Raw genomic sequence first — 24,980 nt, 5'->3', positions numbered from 1 at the left:
ACCTATTCCTTTTCTAATTGATCGTGCAACATATCAATAATTCCATTGGGTCTCAGCATCTCTTTTTCGATGACCTCATATTCTTCCAAACGAACACAATGTGCATGGGTCGCTTTATTTCGTTGTTTACGGAAATTTATATACTCCAAACTTTCGTTAATATCGTTTAATGTTCCCGAAACATGATGGTAGATATATTTTAGAATATCGTATAGTTTATAGGTTCCTGAACCAAACTGTTTGGTCCCCTCAAAATTGGCGTTGTCGAAGTAGCTTCTTTCTTCAAAAATATTGTGAAGCTCTATCTCCAGTATTTTAGAGAAGCCGCTAATAAAAGAGCTATAGTCTATAGACTCTTTTTGGTTTTGTTGGGTGAGATGTCCAATGGAAGCCAAGGATTGGATACTCTCTTCGCTAAAATATGGATACCTCTTTTCCAAGTTCTTTTTACGAGATTCCATTTTAAATGGGCAACGTGAGAACTTCATCATCTCTTCTCTTGCAAGATGTTTCTTTAACAAACAGGTCTCGATAAAGGAGCTGATAAGATTTTTAAGAGAACTGTTCTGATCCAACTTAACATGGATCTCTTCTGCTTTATCCGTTATTCTTTCAATATTAATGACCCCTGTCATGAGATTCTCAAAGCACTCTTGAAAGTTACTTTCGGGTCTATACTCGTTTCGGATCTGCTCAAACAGTGCCAACTCATCCATTAATTGTGAAATCAACGAGCGCACTTCTTGCTTCATATCCTTCTCTAGAAGGACAAACTCTTGATACTGCTCTAGGTCGACTAATTTGAAAGAGTCAAGAGGCATATTTTGGATGAATGGCGAGCTCTCTTCGTACGATACCAGATGAAGAATATTTGAAGCTCTAGTCATCCCAACATAGAGAATGCGAAGGTCTTGAAGTGCTTGTATCGGATCTTTGGAATTGACAGGAATTACATCTTTGTTGAGGTTGGCAAGAATCACCATCTCACTCTCTAACCCTTTGGTACAGTTAATGGTCATCACACGAACCGTATTGTTCTTAAAGTTGTTTTGACTACTTCGGAAATGGGTGCAATCAATACCACTATCTGAAATGACAAGAGTCAAACGCTCCGCCTCTTGGTTTGTTCTACATGCAACAATAATATCTTTTAAGTCTAGATTGCGCTCCTGATTTTTGATGGTGTCTATGATATATTTGTCATGATCCGCTTGCGTCTTACACTCGGCAAGGAATGGCTTTACTCCTCCCTTATTGATCATTACAGGTTCAATCTCTTGTTTGTAATTGTTGTGCTTAATCAAGCTTTGTGCAGCAGACTGTATCTCGTAAGTAGTGCGGTAATTATATTTTAGTATCCTACTTCTATTGCCCAATATGTTGATCCCAAGGCTGCTAAAAGCATGCCCGTTTCCGAGCCACGATCCCTCATAGATGCTTTGGGCATTGTCGTAGAGAAAAGTTGCTGTCGTTGTATTATTATCTTTTAGGAAGAATTTTAAAAAGTCCATTCGTGAACGATCTAAATCTTGACACTCATCGATAATGATGTGCTGGTAACACATTGGAGGATTTTCCGAGATATAACGAATGGCCAATAGACGCATCACAGGAAAATCCATTTTGCCCTGAATGATCAAATTGTTGTTATACTCTCTTCGTAATTCGAACAACTCTCTTCTTGCTTGAGACTTCTTCGGAATCGTATATTTCTGTTCTTCGTTTCTGTTTCTCCCTACACGACTAAATATCTGGTAACTCTTCTCTGAAACAATCCTACAATTATTGATGAAATCGATCTCTTTTTTGAGAAAGTTATAATCTCTTTTTAACACTTTGCTGTCAGGATATCGATCTTTTAGTATCTCCAAACTTTGCATAAATGTTTCGTGGAGATCGCGATAGGGAGAGGTGAATCTTGGTAAGCTTTTATAGTGCTTATGGTTCTTTTTGAGGTCTCTATATTTACTGTAATATTGATGTACTAACTTATCTATATTGATGATATCCACCCCACAAGGCTTTTTGTCCTCCTCTTTTTTATGTTGGAATAGTTCTTGATTATCAAGGACCTCCTCTTCGAATATATCTTCTCCCTCATCGCCTAAGTATTTGAGATAATCTGTGAGAACTTTATGGTATGTCACTACCAATATTTTATCTTCAGAAGTGGCTTTTGTTCTTAAATATTGAAGTCTCTTTAGCCCGACAGTAGTCTTTCCACTGCCTGCAATTCCTTTAATCGCAAAAGGACCACTACTATTAAACTTTGCCAAGCTTAATTGTTCTTGGTCAAGGGAAATTTTTTTCATTCGTTCTATACTGTGGTTTGAATTTCTATAGTCATAAATTCTTTCAGATAATAAATATATCGTTTAGGTACATCCGATGATCCAAACGATTACTATTGCCCTATTTTTATAAAAATATAAAAAAAAACAATATCCTTCTCTCCAATCGTTGGCTATTGCTTTTTAATTGGAGTTTATGTAAGTTTCGATACCCCATGATAGACTGCAAAAAATGGTTGTTCTCCCTACTTCTGGATACGGATTCTATGATTCGATTGGAAAAGATGACGCTATTTTTATGCTTTTTCAAAATAATTTTATTAAAAAAAGAGACAAAATTTTTCAAAAAAAGAAACAAAAATAGGCTTCGGTTGTCCTATTAGGGAGCAAACATAATTTACTTGTCATGATGAAATCCCTACTCACCCAAGGAGCTCTTAAAACAGTGACTCTTGATGGGGGCGATATAACAAAAAAAAGAGAAGATATACTATCCTATTTAGACCAAGCAATTATCTCTGAGGAGACTCTGTACTCGTGTATTACAGACTCTCTTGGTTTCTACAAAAGGGCCGATCCTTTGCGACATCCTTTGATCTTCTATTATGGGCATACTGCCTGTTTTTTTATCAACAAACTCTTTGCTGCAGGCATTATTGAAGAGAGACTCAATCGTAACTTCGAATCGATCTTTGCTGTAGGGGTGGACGAAATGTCTTGGGACGATCTAGACTCTAAGCATTACGATTGGCCTCCAATAGGGGAGGTGAAACAGTATCGCAAGCAGGTGTTTGACTTGGTTCGTGAAAAGATTCAAACGATGAATTTCACCCTTCCTATCACATGGGACAGCCAAATGTGGATCATATTGATGGGAATAGAGCATCTTCGTATTCATATTGAAACCTCTTCGGTCCTAATCCGACAACTCTCATTAGACTATCTCTCTCCAATATCTTATTGGCGAAATGCTCCTACTAGTGGCTTCCCTCCGGTGAATAGTATGCTCGATGTCAATGGAGGAGAGGTGACTTTAGGAAAACCATCAGACTATCCAACTTATGGTTGGGATAATGAATATGGAACAAAACAGGAGGTGGTGTCGGACTTTAAGGCATCCAAATACCTGTGTTCTAATGCAGAATACCTTGCTTTTGTTCTGGATAGAGGATATAGTAGTGCAGAATATTGGAGTGAAGAGGGGTGGAATTGGGTGTTATATACACGTTGTACTAGCCCTCGCTTTTGGTCCTTGAAAAGTAATAAATGGCGACTACGACTTCTTTTTGAAGAGATCGAAATGCCATGGGACTGGCCTGTTGAGGTCAACTGCTTGGAAGCTGAAGCTTTCTGTCGTTGGAAACGTGCCAAAGAGGGAGTTGATTACCGTCTCCCATCAGAAGCCGAGTGGGAAAAACTCTATCTACAATGCAACATTCCTGATGTGATGGATATGGGGGGAGATTTTGCCAATATAGGTTTGGATATGTATCAATCTCCTTGCCCTATAAATCATTTTGAATTCTCTGACTTCTATGATGTCATCGGAAATGTATGGCAATGGACACGAACACCAATAGATGGATATGAGGGTTTTAAAGTACATCCAATATATGATGATTTTTCAGTGCCTACATTTGATCAAAAACATAATCTATTTAAAGGGGGGTCGTGGATCTCTACAGGAAACGAAGCGACTAGATACGCACGTTATGCTTTCCGTCGACACTTCTATCAGCATGCAGGATTTCGTTATGTCGTGGGGACAGTCGAAACAGAGAACGATAGCCAGCAGATGATCTATGACCGAGATGTAATAGATAAAATAGCGTTAGAGTGGTTTGATACATCAAGAAATATGGAACGAGATCTGGCTGATTTGGCAGCATCTCTATTCAAGGATCCCCAAGCACAAAAAGTGTTAGATGTAGGTTGTTCTACAGGGAAATCTTCTTTCGAATTGATGCGTCACTTTACCAATGTACAAGCAGCAGACCGAACTGCACGACTTATTGGATGTGGTGTGGCCATGCAAACGCATGGACGAATTGTTTTCTGCGACGATCAGATTAAGGAAGTGGTTCTGGAAGATTATTTTGATCCTGATTATTCGAAAAATGGAGCTTTCTTTCAGATCGATTTTATGAATATGAAACCTTTTTTCAATGACTACCATTTGATTGTCGTTTCAAACTACGATATGCAAGTGTCCTATGAAGCGCTCATGGAACAGTTGACAGATCGTTTGAATCCTTCTGGTTGGATTGTCTTGGTTCATCAAGGGGATGAAGATTATCATAAAACAGTTTCTGCTATTCAAGAAAGATGTATAAACCTAGAGTTTGTTCGGGCAACAACAAGTGAAACGAATTACCCTATCACAATATGGCGATTATCCGAATAAAAAGAATAAATAATATAGAGCAAAAAAAAGGTTGTCTAACGTATAGACAACCTTTTTTGTGAAGAGAGCCGAATATCAGATTCGAACTGATGACCCCGAGATTACAAATCACGTGCTCTGGCCAACTGAGCTAATTCGGCATGTGGGCGAGCTAACTACATCGCACTGCTACAACCACCTATCCTTGCTGCCTTCCGACCCTGGGGAGTTTCAGTAGGAGCATGTCGTGTAGCACTCACCCGGGAACAAAAGTAATACCATTTTGATTACTTGCAAATAAAAATGTACCATTTTTTCACTTCCTCTTTCCCATATAATGGCTTCCGTATTTAAACCTCTTGAAAATGAGAATCTCCAGTGTTTCGATTTAAATAAAAAAAATATCACCCCATGTCATCTCTCTTATAGGCTTCCTCAGAAACCCTCTTTTCTCTATTGCTCCCTGCCTATTTTTCTACCACTGACGCTTTCTTACCAAAACCCTCCTTCCTTTACGTTTTATGCATAGTTTCGTTACCCTTTGTTTACTCCTAGAGTAACCAAAGGGTAACGGAAGGGTATCTGAAGGGTAACCAAAGTAGGGCTTTGATAGGTCAAATTTTTAGTACATATGGGTAAGCTAAAGGAAACCAAATCATATTAAATTGAATTTTATGATAGATTGCTTTATATATTCACAAATTTGTATATATTTGAATTTATGATAGAGTGTTCATAATGGCTGTCTATTAAACCATAATATATTGCTATATAACATCTTTTTAATGTTGATTTATTTATTACTTTTGTTCGCTCTAAGAAGAGTGTTAAAATATGTAAAGAAATGGCCGTTTTTGATGCCTTTGCTAAAAAATAGTCTTGATAGTCAGCATTTTAATTTTCTATCTGTCAGAGAGTATGTTCCAGCGAGAGTAGGATTAAGACAGACGTGTGGGTCATTTTGAGAATAGCTTTATAACCTGTCAGAGAGTATGTTCCAGCGAGAGTAGGATTAAGACTTGTAATACATTTTGCTAGGGTCCTTCTTGCCCTGGTCAGAGAGTATGTTCCAGCGAGAGTAGGATTAAGACTGTGGCTATTACACTTGCTGTGAAAGCAATAACCGTCAGAGAGTATGTTCCAGCGAGAGTAGGATTAAGACATCGTTGATATCTTCCTTAGCTTTCAGTAGTAGAGGTCAGAGAGTATGTTCCAGCGAGAGTAGGATTAAGACTCAGGATTTTCATCCTTTAAAAATACAATCTTTGTCAGAGAGTATGTTCCAGCGAGAGTAGGATTAAGACCGTCTATTTTGACAGCTTCAGCTTTTAGTTCTGGTCAGAGAGTATGTTCCAGCGAGAGTAGGATTAAGACAGAGTTATTTTTTCAGGTGAATCGATAATGTCTGTCAGAGAGTATGTTCCAGCGAGAGTAGGATTAAGACTCTGCATAGACGAGCCATTGGCTCAATATCTGTGTCAGAGAGTATGTTCCAGCGAGAGTAGGATTAAGACGACCCTTTTTGCTTTCTGACATCGCATCCCAATAGTCAGAGAGTATGTTCCAGCGAGAGTAGGATTAAGACTGGTTTAACATTTTCATATACAATGAGTCATATTGGTCAGAGAGTATGTTCCAGCGAGAGTAGGATTAAGACTTCTAGGTTATCGTCCTTACGGATTCCGACCATCCTGTCAGAGAGTATGTTCCAGCGAGAGTAGGATTAAGACACATCATCATCTGAAGATGTAATTCTTTCTACAAAGTCAGAGAGTATGTTCCAGCGAGAGTAGGATTAAGACCTTTCTTGAATAACTCGTGAGCTCTTTTCAGAAGCTGTCAGAGAGTATGTTCCAGCGAGAGTAGGATTAAGACGTGTCTTGGAATACCAGATCTTGCATTGATGTCTCGTCAGAGAGTATGTTCCAGCGAGAGTAGGATTAAGACACAATTTGATCTAGCCAATCGACCGTATCAATAAGTCAGAGAGTATGTTCCAGCGAGAGTAGGATTAAGACTTGATCGTTTGCGTCTGTTGTTGCGCATCTTGTTTGTCAGAGAGTATGTTCCAGCGAGAGTAGGATTAAGACAAACCTCTTTTGTATTTAACACTATTAGATTTGTCAGAGAGTATGTTCCAGCGAGAGTAGGATTAAGACTCACTTTTGAAGCCCGATATAGTCTCAATTATTAGTCAGAGAGTATGTTCCAGCGAGAGTAGGATTAAGACAGTTGAACAGATTCAGGTGGATTCTTAATATAAGTCAGAGAGTATGTTCCAGCGAGAGTAGGATTAAGACGACTGAACACTCTTCGAGAAGAAGTACTCAGTCTGTCAGAGAGTATGTTCCAGCGAGAGTCGGATAATGCTTCGACAGGTAGTTCCTGAGCCCTTCGACAAGCTCAGGGACCACTTGTCGAAGGGCATTGATATTACATAATACTTTGAGTAATACTCTATGTGTCAGATGTATTAATTGTGTTGTTGCAACCAACGGAAGCAGGAGCTTCCTATCTCCCAGGAGTTGATGTTTCGATGTGTTGAAGCGAAAGATTGTTGTTGCATCAAATGTGTTGATGTCAAGGATTGTTGTTGCATCAAATGTGTTGATGTCAAGGATTGTTGTTGCATCAAATGTGTTGACATCAAGGATTGTTGTTGCATCAAATGTGTTGACGTCAAGGATTGTTGTTGCAACAAATGTGTTGACGTCAAGGATTGTTGTTGCAACTTCTGGGAGCCGCGAAGCTCCTGCTTCGTGATTGCACGAGACTTCGTGCAATATTTATCGTATCTGTTTTTGTGTTTGATTTGTATGGTTTTGATGTGGTGATGGTTTTGTTATTTGGATGTGGGTGTAATGATTGTCAGTTGTTTATGTTACAATGTGTTGTTTCGTAGGGTTTCCCCTTGTGGGGCCACTTTTTGTGTTACAAACCTTATAAAGAATACGATCATTTGATTTTCTGTGCTTCGACAAGCTCAGCAATCGTGTATCGATATGATTTCTCAGAATTTGTCGAAGGTGGTCCCTGAGCTTGTCGAAGGGCATTGTGATTGCACGATACTTGCAATATTTCTTATATCCATAGTATTTATCGTATTGTAGCAAAAAAGCAAACAGGTGTTTTGTAAATGTTGGATTAAATCTGCCTTTTAGATTGACTGAGTGGTTTTAATAGTCATTGGGGTATAATCCTTGCTTTTGTGTTTCTAAGTGCCTTAAAAGCTTTATTTTGATGCTGTTGTGTAAGTTGGGTTTTATTGACCTTCTGGGTTTTAACAAAGCGATGTTTATTCGTAATCTTATTCTCAGTCCTTTGAGTAGCACATCCTTTGCATCTTATATTCTTCGTTATTTTACCCCAATCATAAAGTAAAGCTGTAAGTGGTAACTTTACTTCATCAAATTTTCGTAAAAGCAATACCCCCCCCTCTTATAATGACGTGTCATATGTAGTTGTGTCCATTTGATGTATGGTAGCTGCAAACCCATGTGTTTGCCATGATGTGTCAACCATGTTGTTTCAATATTCGTAATCCTTCTAATTTGGTGGTAATTTCGAAGGTGATATTTATGTGGTTTGCAATGATATTGTAGCAACGGTATTGTCCCAATGAGGGCAAACACATGGGTTTGCAGCTACTACGACGAATTAGCATGGTTTTGATAGGGTGATATTTTGCTTGTTGTGTGCGTGGATGTTATTGGTTATAAGGTATTTGTGTTGCAATATTTATTATGTGTATTGTGTTGTTGCAACCAACGGAAGCAGGAGCTTCCTATCTCCCAGGAGTTGATGTTTCGATGTGTTGAAGCGAAAGATTGTTGTTGCAACAAATGTGTTGACGTCAAGGATTGTTGTTGCAACTTCTGGGAGCCTCGAAGCTCCTGCTTCGTGATTGCACGAAACTTCGTGCAATACTTGCAATATTAATGCGTCGTTATTCTAATTGTATTGTTGTCGTTATGTTGACCATATTGTTAAAAGTGTATAATTTTAATATATTGTAAATATTAACATAACAACAGTGGTTTTATATGGAGTACGTTTTGATTGATTTGGCGTTTTAATGTGATCTGTATTAAAGTTACGACTTCCTTTTTAAGCCAATTACTGTTTGCGACCTTTCATGGTTGTTCTCTATGTTAAGATATAAAATGATTACTAAATACTCCTAATTTATAGACGATATCTCTCTTTGTATGAGGTCTTGGGGGATGGTTACTATGTTTTCGTTCAAGGTCTGATGTAGGAGTGTTCTTTATGGACAACAATAAAACAACAATAAAATGCAATATTGGCATATGCAAATGCATCTACCTAATGGTAGAGAAGGGGATTCGATTGATTCGATTGAGATGTTGATGCTTCCGAATCCTGTGATAGGGACCACCGAGTGGGAAAATTTTCAATGTGAAAACTTCAAGACTGCCATACAGATTGGGGATGTCGTTTGCGTACACGAAGGAAATACGATTATAGGGCTCTGTCGTGTTGTGTCAGATCTTTTTGAAGATGAAAATTTGAGACAACAGTTTCGACAAAATATTTTTAGAAAAGTGGAGGTTTTGGAGCTGTTTCAGGGGGATGAAAAGTTTCCGCAACCACAAGGGACCCTTCAGCGTTTGGTGAACCAACAGAGCCAATCGTGGAAATTTGTAGATGAATGGTATAAAAAAATAGAAATGAGCGAGCAAATGAAACAATTGATAGATACCCTTACTTTTAAGAAACAAGTTATTTTACAAGGACCTCCGGGAACAGGAAAAACATATTCAGCCAAGGATATGGCAGAAAAGCTTATTTTTGGAGAGGTGTCGTTGGATAGGAAGGAACAGAAAAGAAGGTTGGAGGATTCTGAACAATTTCAATTGACGCAGTTTCATCCCTCTTATAGTTATGAGGATTTCGTTCGAGGAATAGAGGCAACCTCTCACGATGGGGTTATTGCATATGAGACGAAAGATAAGATACTGGCTTCTTTTGCCAAGCGTGCGAATACGAATTTGACACAGTCTCAATTGCCCTTGGATCAGGTAGGCAGAGAGCAGTATGTATTGGAGCTGTTGATGGATTTTGCGGATAAGGTTCAAGAGGAGATTGATGCAAATGGTCCCATGATGATTTCAAATGCTGTGGGTATTGTACGTGTGGAGAAAAACTCTTTTTACTATAAAGGGGAGAATTGGCCGAATGCCCTAAGAATGAGAATAGATGACTTGGTTAAGATTGAAATGAATCATGCCTACACGCGACAAGAGGTGCGTAAGGTGGAAGGAATCTCGAGAACTGGAATAGAACATGCATCTTATTTTCATAAGCTCTCTGTTGTTTTTCGTGAAAGGTATCAAGAGCAACTATCTCGCCAAAGTGTCTCTACAACACCAAAGATGGAGGTGAAGCCTTATGTGTTGATTGTGGATGAGATCAATAGAGCAAATCTGCCTTCGGTGTTGGGAGAGTTGATATATGCTTTAGAGTATCGAGGAGAGGCTGTAGAGAGTATGTATGCATTGGATGGGGACCATAAATTGGTGCTTCCTGAAAACCTCTATATTATTGGTACAATGAATACTGCGGATCGAAGTGTGGGGCACATCGATTATGCAATCCGAAGACGATTTGCGTTTATTGATATGTTACCTAATTCGGAGATCATTTCTCAAGAAGTTGCTAGAGAACTGTTCTATGAAGTGAGCAAATTATTTGTGATGGAAGAGAATGGGGGCTTGAAGAATTCAGTACACCTGTCTCCCGATTTCGATTATAAAGAGATTCAGTTGGGGCATAGCTATTTTATGTCTAAGGAAATCTCTTCGAGTTTAGAGTATGAGATTAAACCAATTCTTCGTGAATATGTAAAGGATGGGGTGTTGCTCTCTACTGCTTTGGAACTAATAGAGGCATTGCATGTGGATGGAGAATAATATTATCTCATGCACAGAGCATGAATCGAATGTATATACTACGAAAAAAAGAGTGTTATCACAAGCGGAGGCGGAAGGGCTAGAGAAGCCTGTGTATGAAGTATTGTTTCCTAAACGGCATAGGGGAAAAGATGTTTCTGCCTCTTGTTATAAGATTACCAAACAGGACGATGATTGGGCGTTGGAAACCTCCTATTTTATTGGGGTGGACTGGGTCTCGAAGAAGCATGATTGTGCGATCCAGATTCATCCTAAAATTAATCGTCTTGGGAGAGAGATCAACTTCTTGGGTATTGTTTTTAATGCCATGGAGTTTCCAGATGCTTATAAAGAGGTGGAGGAACTTTTTCATATTAAATGGGATGAAACACCGATCAAGATAACTCAAAAACAAGACCTACTTACTCCTTTGATGGTGGCTGAGTTTTTGTCGATATTGAGAGAGATCGTGCGCAAGGGTTTGAAGAAGTCTTACTATCGGGTGTCGCATAATTTAAATGGCCGTATCAAAGGGAAGGTGTTGGTAGGGGAGACTATCAAAAGGAATATTTTGAGAAATAGACCGCTATATACCTCTTGTAGTTATGAAGAGTTTGGAGTGAATGGTGTGGAGAATCGTCTGTTGAAAAAGGCTTTTGTTTTTGCACAGCGTTACCTTTCGAACTATATGAATGTGGCATCGTATAGTCAACTACAAGCTACCATTCACTATATTACCCCTGCTTTGATGTCTGTTTCGGATGAGGTGTCGTTGCATGATATGAAACATCCTACGCGAAATAAATTTTATAAGGAGTATGAGAGAGGCCTGAGTTTGGCACACTTTATATTGCGTCGTTTTGGATACAATATACAGCAAGCAGAAAATTGGAGTGCTTGTATTAGGATTCCACCTTTTTGGATTGATATGAGTAAGGTTTTTGAATTGCATGTACTGCATCAACTTCGCAAAGTATTTGGAGTGAAGGTTGTTTTTCAGTTTCAAACACATGGATTAGCGTTAGATTTTTTGTTGAATTCTGAAGCGCATAAGATGGTGATAGATGCTAAGTATAAACCATATTATAAAGATGGGGGTATCTCTAGTGAGGATGCGCGACAGGTGAGTGGTTATGCTCGATTGAATTCGGTGTATCATGAGTTGAATATCGATGATAATCGGCTTATTGATTGTTTGATTATCTACCCTGATCAAGAGGATGGATTGGAGAATATGAAGGAGATAGATTTAAGAAATAATCCTGTATCCACATATAGAGGTATCTATAAATTGGGGGTGAAGCTTCCTGAAATATAATATATACTAAGAGCTGAGAGTGAGAAATAAGGGGCTAGTGAAAATATAGTTACACTTCCTGTTTTTTGCTCTCTGTTTCTTATAAATTTTCTTTTACATCTTTTCTTGTACACTTTTTATTAATATTTTGCTGCCTAGGGTTTTATCGGGTGTCTTATGATAAATTTTATATATTTGATAAATGTTTGTGAATCGTTATGCTTCATAAAAGATGAGAAGCTTTTATAGCTAGATCACGAAATGATCCATTTAAACCTAAACTATGAGACTATCTATTACCTATTTTCTTCTGCTTTTCAGTTGCATGAGCCTTTCTGCACAATCTCTAACGGGCGTTGTTTGTGATGTCAAAGGGGACGCGATTCCATTTGTAAATATCCGTTTGATGTCGGAGTTGGATTCTACTCATTTTATAAATGGCACCGTAACAGATCTAAAGGGGCAATTTATATTAGAAACAAAGGATCTTAAAAAAGGATCCCTTATTGTTTCTGCTATTGGATATGAGAACTACCAATCTACTTTTAATGGGAACACGGATGAACCTCTGCATATTGTTTTAAAAAATTCGGTGCAAAATATTGGTGAGGTGACTGTGCGAGGAAGTTCTCTCGTTCAAAAGGCAGATCGGGTGGTCTATCAAATAGACGAAGCCGATATAAAACGTGCGAACTCAGGCTTCGAACTGATGAGGGTGGTACCAACCATCCGTCTCAATGAACTGAATCGAAAGTTGGAGGCGAATGATGGTGGGAAGGTGAAGATCCTTATCAATGGAGTAAATGCCACGGAGGATGATCTTCTGACCTTGTCTCCACAGGATATTCAAAAGGTGGAGCATTTCGATATGCCTCCATCAAGGTATGCTAATTCTAATATTTCGCAGGTGGTAAATGTGATTACCAAAAGTGCCATTATCGGAGGGGAGCTATATGGAAATGTTCGAGATAATACAACCCACGCTACATCAGACTATATTGTTTCTGCGAAGTACAACAAAAAACAGACACAGTTAAAAACAAGATATCAGTATCAAAGGCGAAATTATAAGGAGCGTATTGATAATAGTACCTTAGAATATCCTACAAACGATCAAAGATATTTGAAGTCTGAAAAGGGGGAGGAGAGTCCTTTTGGATATGATTATCATACGCTATTTGTTGGGCTGAGCAATATAAAGAAGGATAAACATACGTTTAGCCTCGATTTTCAGGGCAGCTACGTAGATCGTTTTAGTGAGTCATTATATTCTTTAGAGAGGGGTGTGAGGGGCAATATGAATTCTGCTTTAGAGTCTGGTACTGGAACGAAAAACTCTAATATGAGGATGCGAAGTGGTAAGGTGGATCTCTATTATCAGAAGTCTTTTTCGAAAAACCAAGAGTTGCTTTTCAATGTGGTCGGGAATATTTTTGATAATAACTCCGATTATGATCTTAATGAGAAGGCGTTGGATGCAGAGAATACGACGACTCTTTATGATTATTTGGAGAGTAATAGTGCACGAAAGTCACTATTGAGTGAATTGGTATATCAAAGGCAATTCAATAAAGTGGCTGTTCATGTTGGTGGACATTATAAGCTTGGGATGACAGATCAAGATATTAATAATCGCTTTGGAAAGACGGAAAACAAGTTGCTTACTTCTAAGGTGTATGGGTATGGGGAGTTGTTGTATAGTTCAAAATGGATAAAAACACAGTTGTCTATGGGTTACTCTTCGAGTAGTTTTGAGAATCAAAATACGAATAACAGCTATCATTTTAATACTTTGATTCCGAATATTAGAATTAAAAGCCCGATAACTAAAAACAATACTTTGAGTTTATCGTATGGAACGATTACATCCAATCCATCTTTAAATCAGCTGAATGAAAGTATCTACTATATCGACACCCATTATACCAAAAAAGGGAATGCAGATCTCACGCCTTTTTGTCGTCAGAATATGAAGTTGTCTAATTACTTTCATCAGTCGAATCACACCATTGTCTCTTCATTGAGTTATACTTTTGCAAACGACCCAATTCTGACGACCTATAAGCAGGTGGATGATATTCTTATGGAGAGTCTTTCGAATGAGAAGCGTTACGATATGTACAATGCAAGCATTAGTACCTCTTCCTATTTTTTCAAAAAGAAATTACAAGTAGAGCTTGCACTGGATTATAACTATGCTCGCAATCACTATATGAATGGGAATAGTGTGGGATATGGAGATTTTGGGTATAGTGTATGTTCTTCCTTTTATTTTACCGATCGTTTTACTGCGATGCTAAAGTATACGAAAACAGCCAATCGTTTGAATGATGAAAATATATTCAAAGCAGGAAACTATTCGTTTGTGAGACTTGAATATAAGTACAAGGACTTTTCTGTGAGTAGCTCTCTACATTATATCTTTGAGGATGGTTGGCAGCGATGGACTGATAGTGTGGATAAGAATCTAGTGAAATATCACGACTATACTTTAATAAAGGATAACCAGATGATGTGGATGATCAATCTCTCATATCGACTTTCTTTTGGAAAACAGATTCATGTGAATAAGGAATTGTATAATAGAGATTATGAGACAGGGGAAGTTTTGAATAGATAAAAGGTTTGGTGTTTTGAATGTTTTTAATAGATGCTAGAGCCGATATACTCTCTTTTCGTGCAATATAGACAAGGTGTCCATAGCTTGTCAAAGGGATACAATCACAATATTTTCGTAAATATGATCATGTAGAATTTTCATATACTAGTATGTGTCGAACATGTGAAATACAATCAATAGTTATATGCGATTGTCATCATATGTTTTGATCATCATCGTTTTTTATATTGTGGGTTGATGTGTCAATTTATTGTATAGTAGCTGCAAACCCATGTGTTTGCCATGATGTTTCATTGTCTGTGGACGTTCTGATTTGGTGGTAATTTGTTGTGGTATTTGTATGGGTTGTAATGATATTGTTGGAACTAGGGCAAACACATGGGTTTGCAGCTACCACGACGAATTAGCATGATTCTGATAGGGTGATATTTTGCTTGCTGTGTGTGGATGTTGTTGGTTATAAGGTATTTTGTGCTGTTGCAGCCAACGGAAGCAGGAGCTTCCTATCTCCCAGGTGTTGTTGCATCAATGTGTTGTTGCATCAATGTGTTGTTGCATCAATGTGTTGTTGCATCAATGTGTTGTTGCATCAATGTGTTGTTGCATCAATGTGTTGTTGCATCAATGTGTTGTTGCATCAATGTGTTGTTGCATCAATGTGTTGTTGCATCAATGTGTTGTTGCATCAATGTGTTGTTGCATCAATGTGTTGTTGCATCAATGTGTTGTTGCATCAATGTGTTGTTGCATCAATGTGTTGTTGCATCAATGTGTTGTTGCATCAATGTGTTGTTGCATCAATGTGTTGTTGCATCAATGTGTTGTTGCATCAATGTGTTGTTGCATCAATGTGTTGTTGCATCAATGTGTTGTTGCATCAATGTGTTGTTGCATCAATGTGTTGTTGCATCAATGTGTTGTTGCATCGATGTTGACGTCAAGGAATGTTGTTGCAACTTCTGGGAGCAGTGAAGCTCCCGCTTTGCGATTGTTCGAGACTTCCTGCATTCGCAATGCCCTTCGATAAGTTTAGGGTCTACTATCTATGTTTAAGATTGCGCCTTTTGAGAGGTTGAAGGATTATATTGATTTTAGGTTGTTATATTTCGATAAGTTCAATGACCTATTTTATCGAAGTTTCATGATAGGGTTGTAGTAAAGGGGCTAGGAGTGGATACAATATCATGTGTTGAGGGCATCTCTTTGGTAAGAAAAAGAAAAGGCGTGTATTATTACACGCCTTTTGTATATTTTTAAAGGTAATAAGGATTAAGGACTAGCGTCTCTTCATTCCTTTCATTTTACCCATCATTCCTCTCATGTTTCCTCCACCAGAGATCATTTTCATCATCTTTCTAGTTTCACCAAACTGCTTGATTAGTCTGTTTACTTCTTGTATTGAAGTACCTGAACCATCAGCAATACGGCGGCGACGTGAGCCACTTAGAAGTGTAGGATCCTCACGTTCAGCAGGAGTCATTGAGTAAATTATTGCTTCGATACCTTTGAATGCATCGTCGTCGATATCTACATCTTTCAATGCTTTACCTACTCCTGGAATCATAGAAGCCAAGTCTTTGATGTTACCCATCTTCTTGATCTGCTGGATCTGCTTTAAGAAGTCGTTGAAGCTAAATTGATCTTTAGCCAACTTCTTTTGAAGTCTCTTTGCTTCTTCCTCATCAAACTGTTCTTGGGCTTTCTCTACAAGAGATACGATATCTCCCATACCTAAGATACGGTCTGCCATACGAGAAGGGTGGAATACATCCAAGGCTTCCATTTTCTCTCCAGTACCTACAAATTTAATAGGCTTTTGAACAACTTCACGAATAGAAAGAGCAGCACCACCACGAGTATCACCATCTAGCTTTGTCAGGATAACCCCGTCGAAGTTTAATAGATCGTTAAATGCTTTGGCTGTATTTACCGCATCTTGCCCAGTCATTGAATCGACTACGAAAAGGATCTCTGATGGGTTAATTGCTTTTTTTACAGCAGCAATTTCGTCCATCATGTCTTGGTCGATAGCCAAACGACCTGCAGTATCGACAATCACAACATCATGTCCATTCGCTTTTGCATGTTTTATAGCTGCTTCCGCAATTTTAACTGCATTTTTATTTTCAGGTTCAGCGTATACAGGAACATTAATCTGCTCACCAACCACTTTTAACTGGTCGATCGCAGCAGGACGATAGATATCACACGCTACCAAAAGAGGATTTTTCTTCTCTTTTTGCTTTAATCTATTTGCTAGTTTTCCAGAGAAAGTAGTTTTACCCGAACCTTGAAGACCTGCCATTAAGATAATTGCTGGTTCGCCTTGAAGGTTAATATTTTCTGCTTCACCACCCATTAATTGAGCTAATTCATCGTGAACAATCTTCACCATCAATTGACCTGGTTTCACAGCAGTAAGGACTTCTTGTCCAAGGGCTTTCTCTTTTACCCTGTTGGTAAAATCTTTTGCAATTTTAAAGTTAACATCGGCATCAAGTAGTGATCGACGTACCTCTTTTAAGGTTTCTGCAATATTGATCTCGGTAATCTTTCCTTGCCCCTTGAGGATCTTGAAAGATTTCTCTAATTTTTCGTTAAGACTTTCAAACATTCTTTATATACCCTGTTTTTTTATATTCACAAAGATAGTAAAAAGACAATGATACAAAAGTCTCGGAATAAGACAAAATGTATCGATCGCTTTATATCTTATGTTTACACCTCTCTTTTGACAACAAACCACGGTTGTTTAAACTCTTTTTTGTTGTACTCTAAGGGAGAACCATCAAACTTAGTCACGATACATCCAGCTGCTTCACAGATGGCATGCCCAGCTGCAATATCCCACTCCATAATGTTGCTGCAGCGAGGGTATATGTCTGCTTTACCTTCTGCTACCATACACATTTTAATAGAGCTTCCACAGTGAATGATTTGGGTGTTTTCTTCTCCCCTTTCTTGGATCACTTGATCAAAGAATTTGCGTGTATCCTCATTCATGTGCGATTTACTACCCACGACAGTATACTTATCTCTAAGTGTTGTTGTTGGTATTGAAATTGCTTTCTGTAGAATCTCTTCAGGGTCCATCTTGTGTGCATTTTTACACATATAGGCCCCTTCGTCGATATTTCCGTAGTAGAGGATGTCTGCTATGGGAATATAGATAATACCTAAAACTGGACGACCACGATGAACAAGGGCTATGTTCACAGTAAAGTCGTTGTTTCGTTTGATAAACTCTTTGGTGCCATCTAAAGGGTCGATGATCCATAGATAGTCCCAATCTTTACGTTCTTGATAAGAAGGAAATTGTTCCTCTTCACTGAGGACTGGGATGTTGGTTAGTGAGAGAATGTCGCAAATAACCTCACTAGCCTTTTTATCGGCGATGGTGACGGGGGAATGATCTTCTTTGTAGTCAACCTCCAGGTCGTTTCTACGATATATCTTATGTATCTCCTTCCCTCCTCTTAATGCAGCTTGCATTGCGAGTAGAGTCATTCGTCTCGAGAAGGTGTTTTCGGTCATGATTTAATGTAATTATTAGATTATGTTATCAGCATGTTGTGGGTATATACCACACAACTTCTAATCTTTAATTTCCATGGCAAAACTACAATAGTAAATGGAAGATTAAAGAGAAGAAGTGTTTATTTTACAACATAAATATGTAAGGTGAATTTGTAGTAGATGTTGTTGTAAATACTAAATGTTTTTTGTGTGTAGATTTTTTAATCGATGTGTTACTCTAGCCCAAAATAATATAGCAGCAAATGCCAATCCTGCTATGATTCCTGACCAAATGCCAATGGCGTCTAGTTTGAAAATAAATGCAGCTGCATAAGCTAGTGGCAATCCAATTAAAAGATAAGAGGTGGCAGCATATATCATTGGTACTTTTACGTCGGCAAATCCTCTTAGGACTCCTAGTCCTAGCACCTGCATTCCATCAAATATTTGATATATTGCGGCCATACCTAATAGGGTTGCAGCAGCAGTGATAACACTATCTTCGGAGGTGAATATCGAGACGAGTGTATCTGGTATTAAGAAGAATACCATACATGCAATTGTGGAATAGATAAGCGTAATCACTACAGAAACGCGAACAGCTGATTGTAGCTTGACATACTCTTTTCTTCCATTTAAAGTACTTATTCTAATGGTTGTCGCTTGTGCAATACCATTGGAGATCATAAAGGTGAAATAGGATAGGCTCATTGCAATTTGATGTGCTGCAAGTTGTAGTTCACCAATCCATCCCATCATAATAGATGCCAAGCTGAATATAAGTCCTTCTACAAGCATCTGTAGTCCTATGGCACTACCGATACTAAATAGCTTCCCTTGTATGGATCTTTTCACCTCTTTAAGCTTAAATCGAAGTGTGTAGCCCTCAAAAAGGCTATTTTTTCGGAATACCAAAACAAATGCAATCATCATAGCTATTCTCGAGATGAGAGTGGATAGTCCTGCTCCATTAAGCATCATTTGTGGTGCCCCAAATTTACCATATATAAGGATATAGTTTCCGACAATATTCATTAAGTTACCTGCAACAGTTATAACCATTGCTATTTTTGTGTTTTCTAATCCCTCTGCCAACTGTTTGAAGGTAAAGAAATAGTTCATTGGAAGAAGCGAGATTAGGATGATAAAGTAGTAGGGTTGTGCGAGCTCTACAACACGATCTGTCTGTCCCATAAATGGCATAAGGTTTCCTACAAACCACCCTATAAGAATTAAAAAAATGGAACAGACGGTGTTCAGAAAGATTGAATTGTGGAATAGTGCTTGGATCTTGGGGTAGTCTTTTTGACCGAATGCTTTTCCCACAAGTGGGGTAAGTCCGAATGTAATTCCCATGCCGAGCATCATAATCACAATAAAAATACTGTTTGCGAAAGAGGATGCGGCTAGATACTCTTTTCCAACGTGTCCTATCATTGCATTGTCGGCAAGGGTAACAACAACTTGACCGACTTGAGAAAAAATAAGAGGAATGGCGAGAGTAGTAATTCTTTTGAAATTCTCTTGAGTTGAGTTCATCAATTTAAATAAAACGTAATAGATTTCAATGCTGGTGTGATTTTTTGATGCATCGAAACATATGTTCTGTGGAATATGCCAGAGGTTTTTCTTATTGAAAGAAAACCTGCGGCAAATTTAGGGGCTTTTTTTTGGTAAAAGGAAGTTTTTTTGATAAAAATTTTGATTCATTGTTTGTGAGTAGGGTTAAAGGTGTTATATTTGCGGCGCTGTTCACGAAGGTGGGCAGTTTTTAATATTCATTTAAAGTTTATTATATCATGTTTAACCAGTACGAAACCGTTTTCATTGCTACTCCCGTTTTATCTGAAGGTCAGATAAAGGAAGCGGTAGATAAATTTCGTGCACTTGTTGTCGATAACGGCGGCGAGATGATTCACGAAGAGAACTGGGGACTTAAGAAATTGGCTTACCCAATTCAGAAGAAGTCTACAGGATTTTATCATCTTTTTGAGTTCAAGGCAGACCCAAGTTTCCTTGCAAAATTTGAAACAGAATTCAAACGTGACGAGCGCGTTCTACGTTTCATGACAGTGAAACTAGAGAAGTATGCAGCACAGTACAGTGAGAAACGTCGTAACAAATTTAAAGCAGAAAAGGAGAACTAATCATGGCACAGAATAGTAGCGAAATTAGATATTTGACTCCTCCAACAGTTGAGATCAAAAAGAAAAAATACTGTCGCTTCAAGAAGAATGGTATCAAGTATGTAGATTACAAAGATCCAGAGTTTCTTAAGAAGTTTTTGAACGAGCAAGGTAAAATTCTTCCTCGTCGTATTACAGGAACATCGTTGAAGTACCAACGTAAGGTGTCTCAGGCTATCAAACGTGCGCGTCAAATCGCTTTGTTGCCTTATGTAACTGATTTGTTGAAATAATCAAAACAAAGGAGAAAAGATGGAAATTATTTTGAAACAAGATGTTGCTCGTTTGGGTGGCAAAGATGACATCGTAACTGTAAAAGATGGGTATGCTCGTAATTTCTTGATTCCTCAAGGTATAGCAATTTTGGCTACCGAGTCGGCAAAGAAGGTGTTGGCAGAAAACCAACGTCAGCGTGCTCACAAAGAAGCTAAATTGAAAGAAGAGGCATCACAAGTTGCAGCGAAACTAGCAGATCTTAAAGTAACTATTGGAGCGAAGACTTCATCTACAGGTAAGATTTTTGGTTCGGTAAACAACATCCAAATTGCTGAGGCTCTTAAAGCTCAAGGGTTCGATATCGAACGTAAGCAAATCACTATCAAAGAGGATTCAATTAAAGGAATTGGATCTCATACTGCAAAAATCAAACTTCACCGTGAGGTAGTAGTAGATTTTTCTTTTGAAGTGATTTCTGAGTAATTTATTTGCTCATAAAGGATTGTTAAACCAATTCCTGAATAGTCTTTAAAGATTTTAAACAACATATAAAAAGTGGTTCGATTCGTCCCGAACCACTTTTTTTGTGCCTTATCTTTGAGTTTTTCTCTCATTCTGTTTTCTTTATAAATCTTTATGTTTGGTCTCATATTTGTGGTTTTTGATTTAAAAATGAGTATTTTGGTGCTTATACTAAATCTAAACTAAAATGAGACACTTTAATTGGATCATCTCTTTTTTGATCGTTTTTATCTTTTCTGTCGGTGTTACCCAGGCAAAACAATTGCCCTCTGATGACTTAAATCTAAATGTTTGTATCGGTAAGATTAAGAAAAAGAACCTATTGGTCACGAAGGGTTATTTTAATTGGGGTGGATCGATTATAAAAGGAGAGGACAATCGTTATCATCTTTTTTATTCTAGATGGCCAAATAATTTTTATGGATGGCTTGTTGAATCGGAGGTGGCTCATGCAGTATCAGACTCTCCATCTGGACCGTGGGTCTACCAAGAGACTGTATTGAATGGGAGAGGAAAAGGGTATTGGGATGCGGTGACAGTTCATAACCCAAAGATAAAGTATTTTGAGGGGAAATATTATCTCTATTATATTTCAACCAATGCTCCGAATGTTGATTATAATATGAAGATGTTAAGAGCAACGAATGGAAAGAGTACTAGTACTTGTGCGCTTCGAAATACGTTGCGTGTGAATCAAAGAACTGGTGTGGCGGTTGCTACAAGCCTGAGTGAACCATGGGTTCGTCAAGATAAGCCATTAATAGAGCCGTCTGGTCCGATTTCTACACTTACGGTGAATCCTGCAATATCACGAGGAGCTGATGGGAAATATTATCTTATTGTAAAAGGGGATAAGCCAAATGATAAGAATTTTGTTAGAAATCAAGCCATTGCAGTGTCAGAGTCTCCTGCAGGTCCTTTTGTAATGCAAAAGAACCCCGTGATCGATAATCAAGATACGGAAGATATGTCGCTTTGGTATGATGTAAAGAGATCGTTGTTTTATGGAATATTTCATGCCCATACCTATTTGGGGCTGGTTGTTTCTGATAATGGTTTGGATTGGCAGAAATCAAAATATGAGGTTGTGTTGAAGAAAGATGATATTAAATCGCATGGTGCTCCTGATATTCCAAGAAGAATGGAACGTCCTTTTGTGTATGTAGAAGGAAGCACTCCTAAAACACTTTTAACTTCTGTGTTTGTTGGGGATCGCTCTTATATTGTAACGATTCCATTGAGGTACAATGAGGAGTAGAATTTTATATAAATAGGATTCAATATTTAGTAAAAGGGCTATAGTATACTGTATTCATGGTTTCTATAGCCCTTTTTTTTATACTATATGGTGCTATTTTGTTAGCATTTGAACTCTAGAGAAATCATCCTTAGGAGAAAGGGTTAAACGAACAATGCTATCCTCTAATGCTAATAAATCGTGTGGTACTTTAGCATCTAATGAGATCATGTCTCCCTCTTTTAGGGTATGTTTCTCTTCTCCAATACCAAAAAGAATTTCTCCTCTGTATACCATTACAATGATTGCCCCAGGAGCAGTATGTTCTGCCATCACCTGTCCTTTGGTAAAGGATATCTGTATCTCTTTAAGAGTTCCTGTGTTGAGTAGGAGTTCTACATTGGGTTTATTTCCCTCTTTGGGATGTAGGGTATTGATATTTACGATTTTCATCTTGTTTTATTTTAGTGATACAACAAAGATGGGGAATATATTTCTATTCTTAGTGTCACATTTGTTACACTTTATTCTTTTTTAGTCTAAATAATGTTTAGAATCAGATGGATTTCTATTTGTTTCATATTTATTATATTCATCCCACTTACAAAATCAATAATCAAGATGACTGAGTTAAATAGAAGAATGCGTCGAATAGTATTTGCTGTTTCTGTATGTTTTTTTAGTGGTATTTTGGCACCTTTATTTGCCAAGAACCCTAAAAGGATAGATAGGGTATTATTTTTAAAGCATTCTATTTCTGATAGGGATGAGGTGAAAGCGTGTTATCCTGATGGTGTGTCTCAAACATTAAAAGTGGCAGATGAGGTGTTGAATCAAACTTATCTTTTTCGATATGATTGGGATATGGAAAAGACTCATACTGTTCACCAATTTAAGGGTTCAATTGATTGGCTAGCCATGCCGAATGGAGATCCTGAGTGGTGCTATATGTTGAATCGTCATAAGTTTTGGATCGACTTGGGTAGGGCATATTGGCTTACTGGAGATGAGAAGTATGCAGAGAAATGGGTTCAAGATTGTACGGATTGGATTAAGAAGAATCGTAGAGAGGAGCAGTCTGGCTTAGCCAATGCTTGGCGACGTATCGAGGTTGGTATACGTTGTGAGAATTGGATTCGTACTTATGAGTTTATGCAGGGATCAAAAGCACTGACACCCGAATTTGTTGCTCTTTTTAAAAAATCATTGAAAGCACATGGTGCATTTCTAGATGAGAGTTATAACTATTTTTCAAAGACTAGTAATTGGGGTATATTAGAGAATTATGGTCTCTTTTGTTTGTCTCTTTTTTTTCACGATAGTCCTGAGGCAGTACAATGGCAAAAGCATGCAATTGATCGCTTAAATCGATCTGCTTTTTTGCAGATTGGGACAGATGGTGTTCAGTGGGAGAAATCTCCTATGTATCACAATGAGGTACTTCACTGTTTGTCTGGTTTGGTCTTTTTGGCTGATAGATTTAAGGTGGAGTTGCCAAATCAAGTGAGAGATATTACTCATAAAATGGCATTGGCAAATGTCCAATGGATGAAACCTAATGGTAATCAACCTCTGTTTGGGGATAGTGATGATACTGATCTTGGTCATATGTGGGTTAAATCAGCCATTTCAACGAAAGACCCAGTCTTAGTAAAACGTATGAATTTTAGTGGGATAGATTATGAAAGCTATTTTGATTTAGATCGTCGTACTTTAAAGAAGAGTAAGAGGTGGAAAGGAAGTGATCCAAAATATACATCGGTGTATCAGCAGGTGTCAGGAGACCTCTATATGAGAGATGGTTGGAGTAGTAGTTCTTTTTATGGAAGTTTTCACTTGAAAAACTTATACTGTGGTCATGGGCATGATGATCTATTGCATTTTACTGTTTTTGGTCATGGACGAGATTATTTAATAGATTCAGGTCGATATACCTATTTGGACAAACCAGAAAGAGCATATTTTAAATCTAGTAAAGCTCATAATACAATTGGGGTAGATGGTTTGGATAATGCAGTTTATACCTCTAGTTGGAGTAATAGTTGGGAGCCATCTTCGGATTACCAACACGTGAAGATTGCCTCTTGGGGTGTTTGGGCAGAGGCAAATAACACTGCTTACAGTCGTCTTGATGATCCGGTTCAAATGAAGCGTTCGATGCTTTATATTAAGCCTTCACTGTGGGTGGTAATGGATAATTTTCACTCTAAAAAGGTTCATCAATTTAATCAATATTTTAACTTTTTGAACAACAAACAGCGCGTCGAAGGAGAGGTGCTAAGAACCACCTATCCAGATCATAACATCCATGTTCGTTTTGATTCGAAGGTTCGTCTTTCTCGTGAGGTCTCAGAATATTCTGAGGAGTATAATAAAAAGAAGCCAGCATCTCGTTATATTACTAAGTGTGAAGGAAGTGAATTGGTCTCGTTAAAGACTCTTATTTATGACCCCGAGAGAGGAACACCTATATTGCATTCTGTTCGTGTGACGACTCGTACCGGAGGAGAGGTCGAGAAAAGTGTAGCAGAAGCTTTCGAGTTTATCTATGACGGTTGCCGTTATGTTCTTTTTGTTCAGCAAAATGTTCCTGCCCCAATGACTCATTTCTTTAAGGTGGGAGAACGATTTGTAGATGCTAAAGTGGCTCTTTGGAAGGTAGGAACAGCGTATAATAAGTATCTACTTTGTGAGTTTTGATAGGTCGTATGGTAGGTCTATTTTCCGAGTAGAAGAGATTGATTGAACTGTTTTACTTGGAAAATATTTTAGAAAGGCATTGAGATGTGAGATAACTCTG

At 38.1% G+C, this 24,980-nt stretch carries 14 protein-coding genes, 1 tRNA gene, 1 other RNA gene and 1 CRISPR repeat array; of the genes, 9 read left to right on the top strand and 7 right to left on the bottom strand.

The genetic code is table 11. From position 1 onward, the window contains the following. Positions 1 to 2 precede the first annotated feature (2 nt). The gene (locus tag K4L44_09275; GenBank protein ID QZE12779.1) at positions 3 to 2,312 is read right to left on the bottom strand and encodes a UvrD-helicase domain-containing protein; all 2,310 of its coding nucleotides are present in this window, start codon (positions 2,310 to 2,312) and stop codon (positions 3 to 5) included. A 385-nt stretch (positions 2,313 to 2,697) separates the two neighbouring features. Between K4L44_09275 and ovoA the strand changes: the two genes are divergently transcribed. Then, positions 2,698 to 4,695 carry a 5-histidylcysteine sulfoxide synthase gene (gene ovoA / locus K4L44_09270; GenBank protein ID QZE12778.1) on the top strand — a complete coding sequence of 666 codons (1,998 nt, stop codon included), beginning with the start codon at positions 2,698 to 2,700 and terminating at the stop codon, positions 4,693 to 4,695. 66 nt (positions 4,696 to 4,761) lie between these two features. On the opposite strand, the gene K4L44_09265 is transcribed toward ovoA, so the two are convergent. Both K4L44_09265 and ffs read right to left on the bottom strand, forming a co-directional pair. Continuing rightward, positions 4,762 to 4,835: transfer RNA gene (locus K4L44_09265), tRNA-Thr, on the bottom strand. Between the two features lies 1 nt (position 4,836). Further along, an RNA gene (gene ffs, locus K4L44_09260) (signal recognition particle sRNA small type) lies at positions 4,837 to 4,936 on the bottom strand. A gap of 646 nt (positions 4,937 to 5,582) precedes the next feature. Then, positions 5,583 to 7,045: direct repeats of the CRISPR family, unit length 37 nt; unit sequence GTCAGAGAGTATGTTCCAGCGAGAGTAGGATTAAGAC. A gap of 1,924 nt (positions 7,046 to 8,969) precedes the next feature. Here ffs and K4L44_09255 point away from each other — a divergent pair. The 3 genes from K4L44_09255 (at position 8,970) to K4L44_09245 (ending at position 14,503) form a co-directional block, all read left to right on the top strand. Next, positions 8,970 to 10,607, top strand: a complete 1,638-nt coding sequence (locus tag K4L44_09255) for an AAA family ATPase (protein QZE12777.1) — start codon at positions 8,970 to 8,972, stop codon at positions 10,605 to 10,607. After that, positions 10,597 to 11,904: an McrC family protein gene (locus tag K4L44_09250; GenBank protein ID QZE12776.1), complete on the top strand. Its 1,308-nt coding sequence runs from the start codon at positions 10,597 to 10,599 to the stop codon at positions 11,902 to 11,904. Before K4L44_09255 ends, K4L44_09250 begins: the two co-directional genes overlap by 11 nt. Before the next feature lie 262 nt (positions 11,905 to 12,166). Next, on the top strand, positions 12,167 to 14,503 hold the full coding sequence (locus K4L44_09245; GenBank protein ID QZE12775.1) for an outer membrane beta-barrel protein: 2,337 nt from the start codon (positions 12,167 to 12,169) through the stop codon (positions 14,501 to 14,503). Positions 14,504 to 15,779: 1,276 nt separating this feature from the next. Here the strand turns inward: K4L44_09245 and ffh are convergent. From ffh to K4L44_09230, 3 genes are all read right to left on the bottom strand, one after another. Next, positions 15,780 to 17,117, bottom strand: a complete 1,338-nt coding sequence (gene ffh, locus K4L44_09240; protein ID QZE12774.1) for a signal recognition particle protein — start codon at positions 17,115 to 17,117, stop codon at positions 15,780 to 15,782. 104 nt (positions 17,118 to 17,221) lie between these two features. Beyond that, entirely contained in the window at positions 17,222 to 18,037 is an 816-nt protein-coding gene (gene cysQ, locus K4L44_09235; protein QZE12773.1) for a 3'(2'),5'-bisphosphate nucleotidase CysQ, read from the bottom strand. 177 nt (positions 18,038 to 18,214) lie between these two features. After that, entirely contained in the window at positions 18,215 to 19,558 is a 1,344-nt protein-coding gene (locus K4L44_09230) for an MATE family efflux transporter (protein ID QZE12772.1), read from the bottom strand. Positions 19,559 to 19,818: 260 nt separating this feature from the next. On the opposite strand from K4L44_09230, the gene rpsF reads away from it, so the two are divergent. The 4 genes from rpsF (at position 19,819) to K4L44_09210 (ending at position 22,201) form a co-directional block, all read left to right on the top strand. Then, entirely contained in the window at positions 19,819 to 20,166 is a 348-nt protein-coding gene (gene rpsF, locus K4L44_09225) for a 30S ribosomal protein S6 (GenBank protein QZE12771.1), read from the top strand. 2 nt (positions 20,167 to 20,168) lie between these two features. After that, entirely contained in the window at positions 20,169 to 20,438 is a 270-nt protein-coding gene (gene rpsR / locus K4L44_09220) for a 30S ribosomal protein S18 (GenBank protein ID QZE12770.1), read from the top strand. Positions 20,439 to 20,457: 19 nt separating this feature from the next. Then, the gene (gene rplI / locus K4L44_09215; protein QZE12769.1) at positions 20,458 to 20,904 is read left to right on the top strand and encodes a 50S ribosomal protein L9; all 447 of its coding nucleotides are present in this window, start codon (positions 20,458 to 20,460) and stop codon (positions 20,902 to 20,904) included. Positions 20,905 to 21,130: 226 nt separating this feature from the next. After that, positions 21,131 to 22,201 (top strand): glycoside hydrolase family protein, encoded by a 1,071-nt coding sequence (locus K4L44_09210; GenBank protein QZE12768.1) that lies wholly within the window; start codon positions 21,131 to 21,133, stop codon positions 22,199 to 22,201. 93 nt (positions 22,202 to 22,294) lie between these two features. Here the strand turns inward: K4L44_09210 and K4L44_09205 are convergent, their stop codons facing one another. After that, positions 22,295 to 22,633: a cupin domain-containing protein gene (locus tag K4L44_09205; GenBank protein ID QZE12767.1), complete on the bottom strand. Its 339-nt coding sequence runs from the start codon at positions 22,631 to 22,633 to the stop codon at positions 22,295 to 22,297. A 168-nt stretch (positions 22,634 to 22,801) separates the two neighbouring features. Here K4L44_09205 and K4L44_09200 point away from each other — a divergent pair, with 168 nt between their 5' ends. Continuing rightward, complete coding sequence (locus K4L44_09200; protein QZE12766.1) at positions 22,802 to 24,880, top strand: heparinase II/III family protein; 2,079 nt, start codon at positions 22,802 to 22,804, stop codon at positions 24,878 to 24,880. The last annotated feature ends 100 nt before the right edge of the window (positions 24,881 to 24,980 follow it).

It is taken from the genome of Prolixibacteraceae bacterium, assembly GCA_019720755.1.
Lineage (GTDB): Bacteria > Bacteroidota > Bacteroidia > Bacteroidales > Prolixibacteraceae > Halosquirtibacter > Halosquirtibacter laminarini.
The sequence above is the reverse complement of the archived record's forward strand: the minus strand, read 5'-3'. Positions and strand labels throughout refer to the sequence as shown.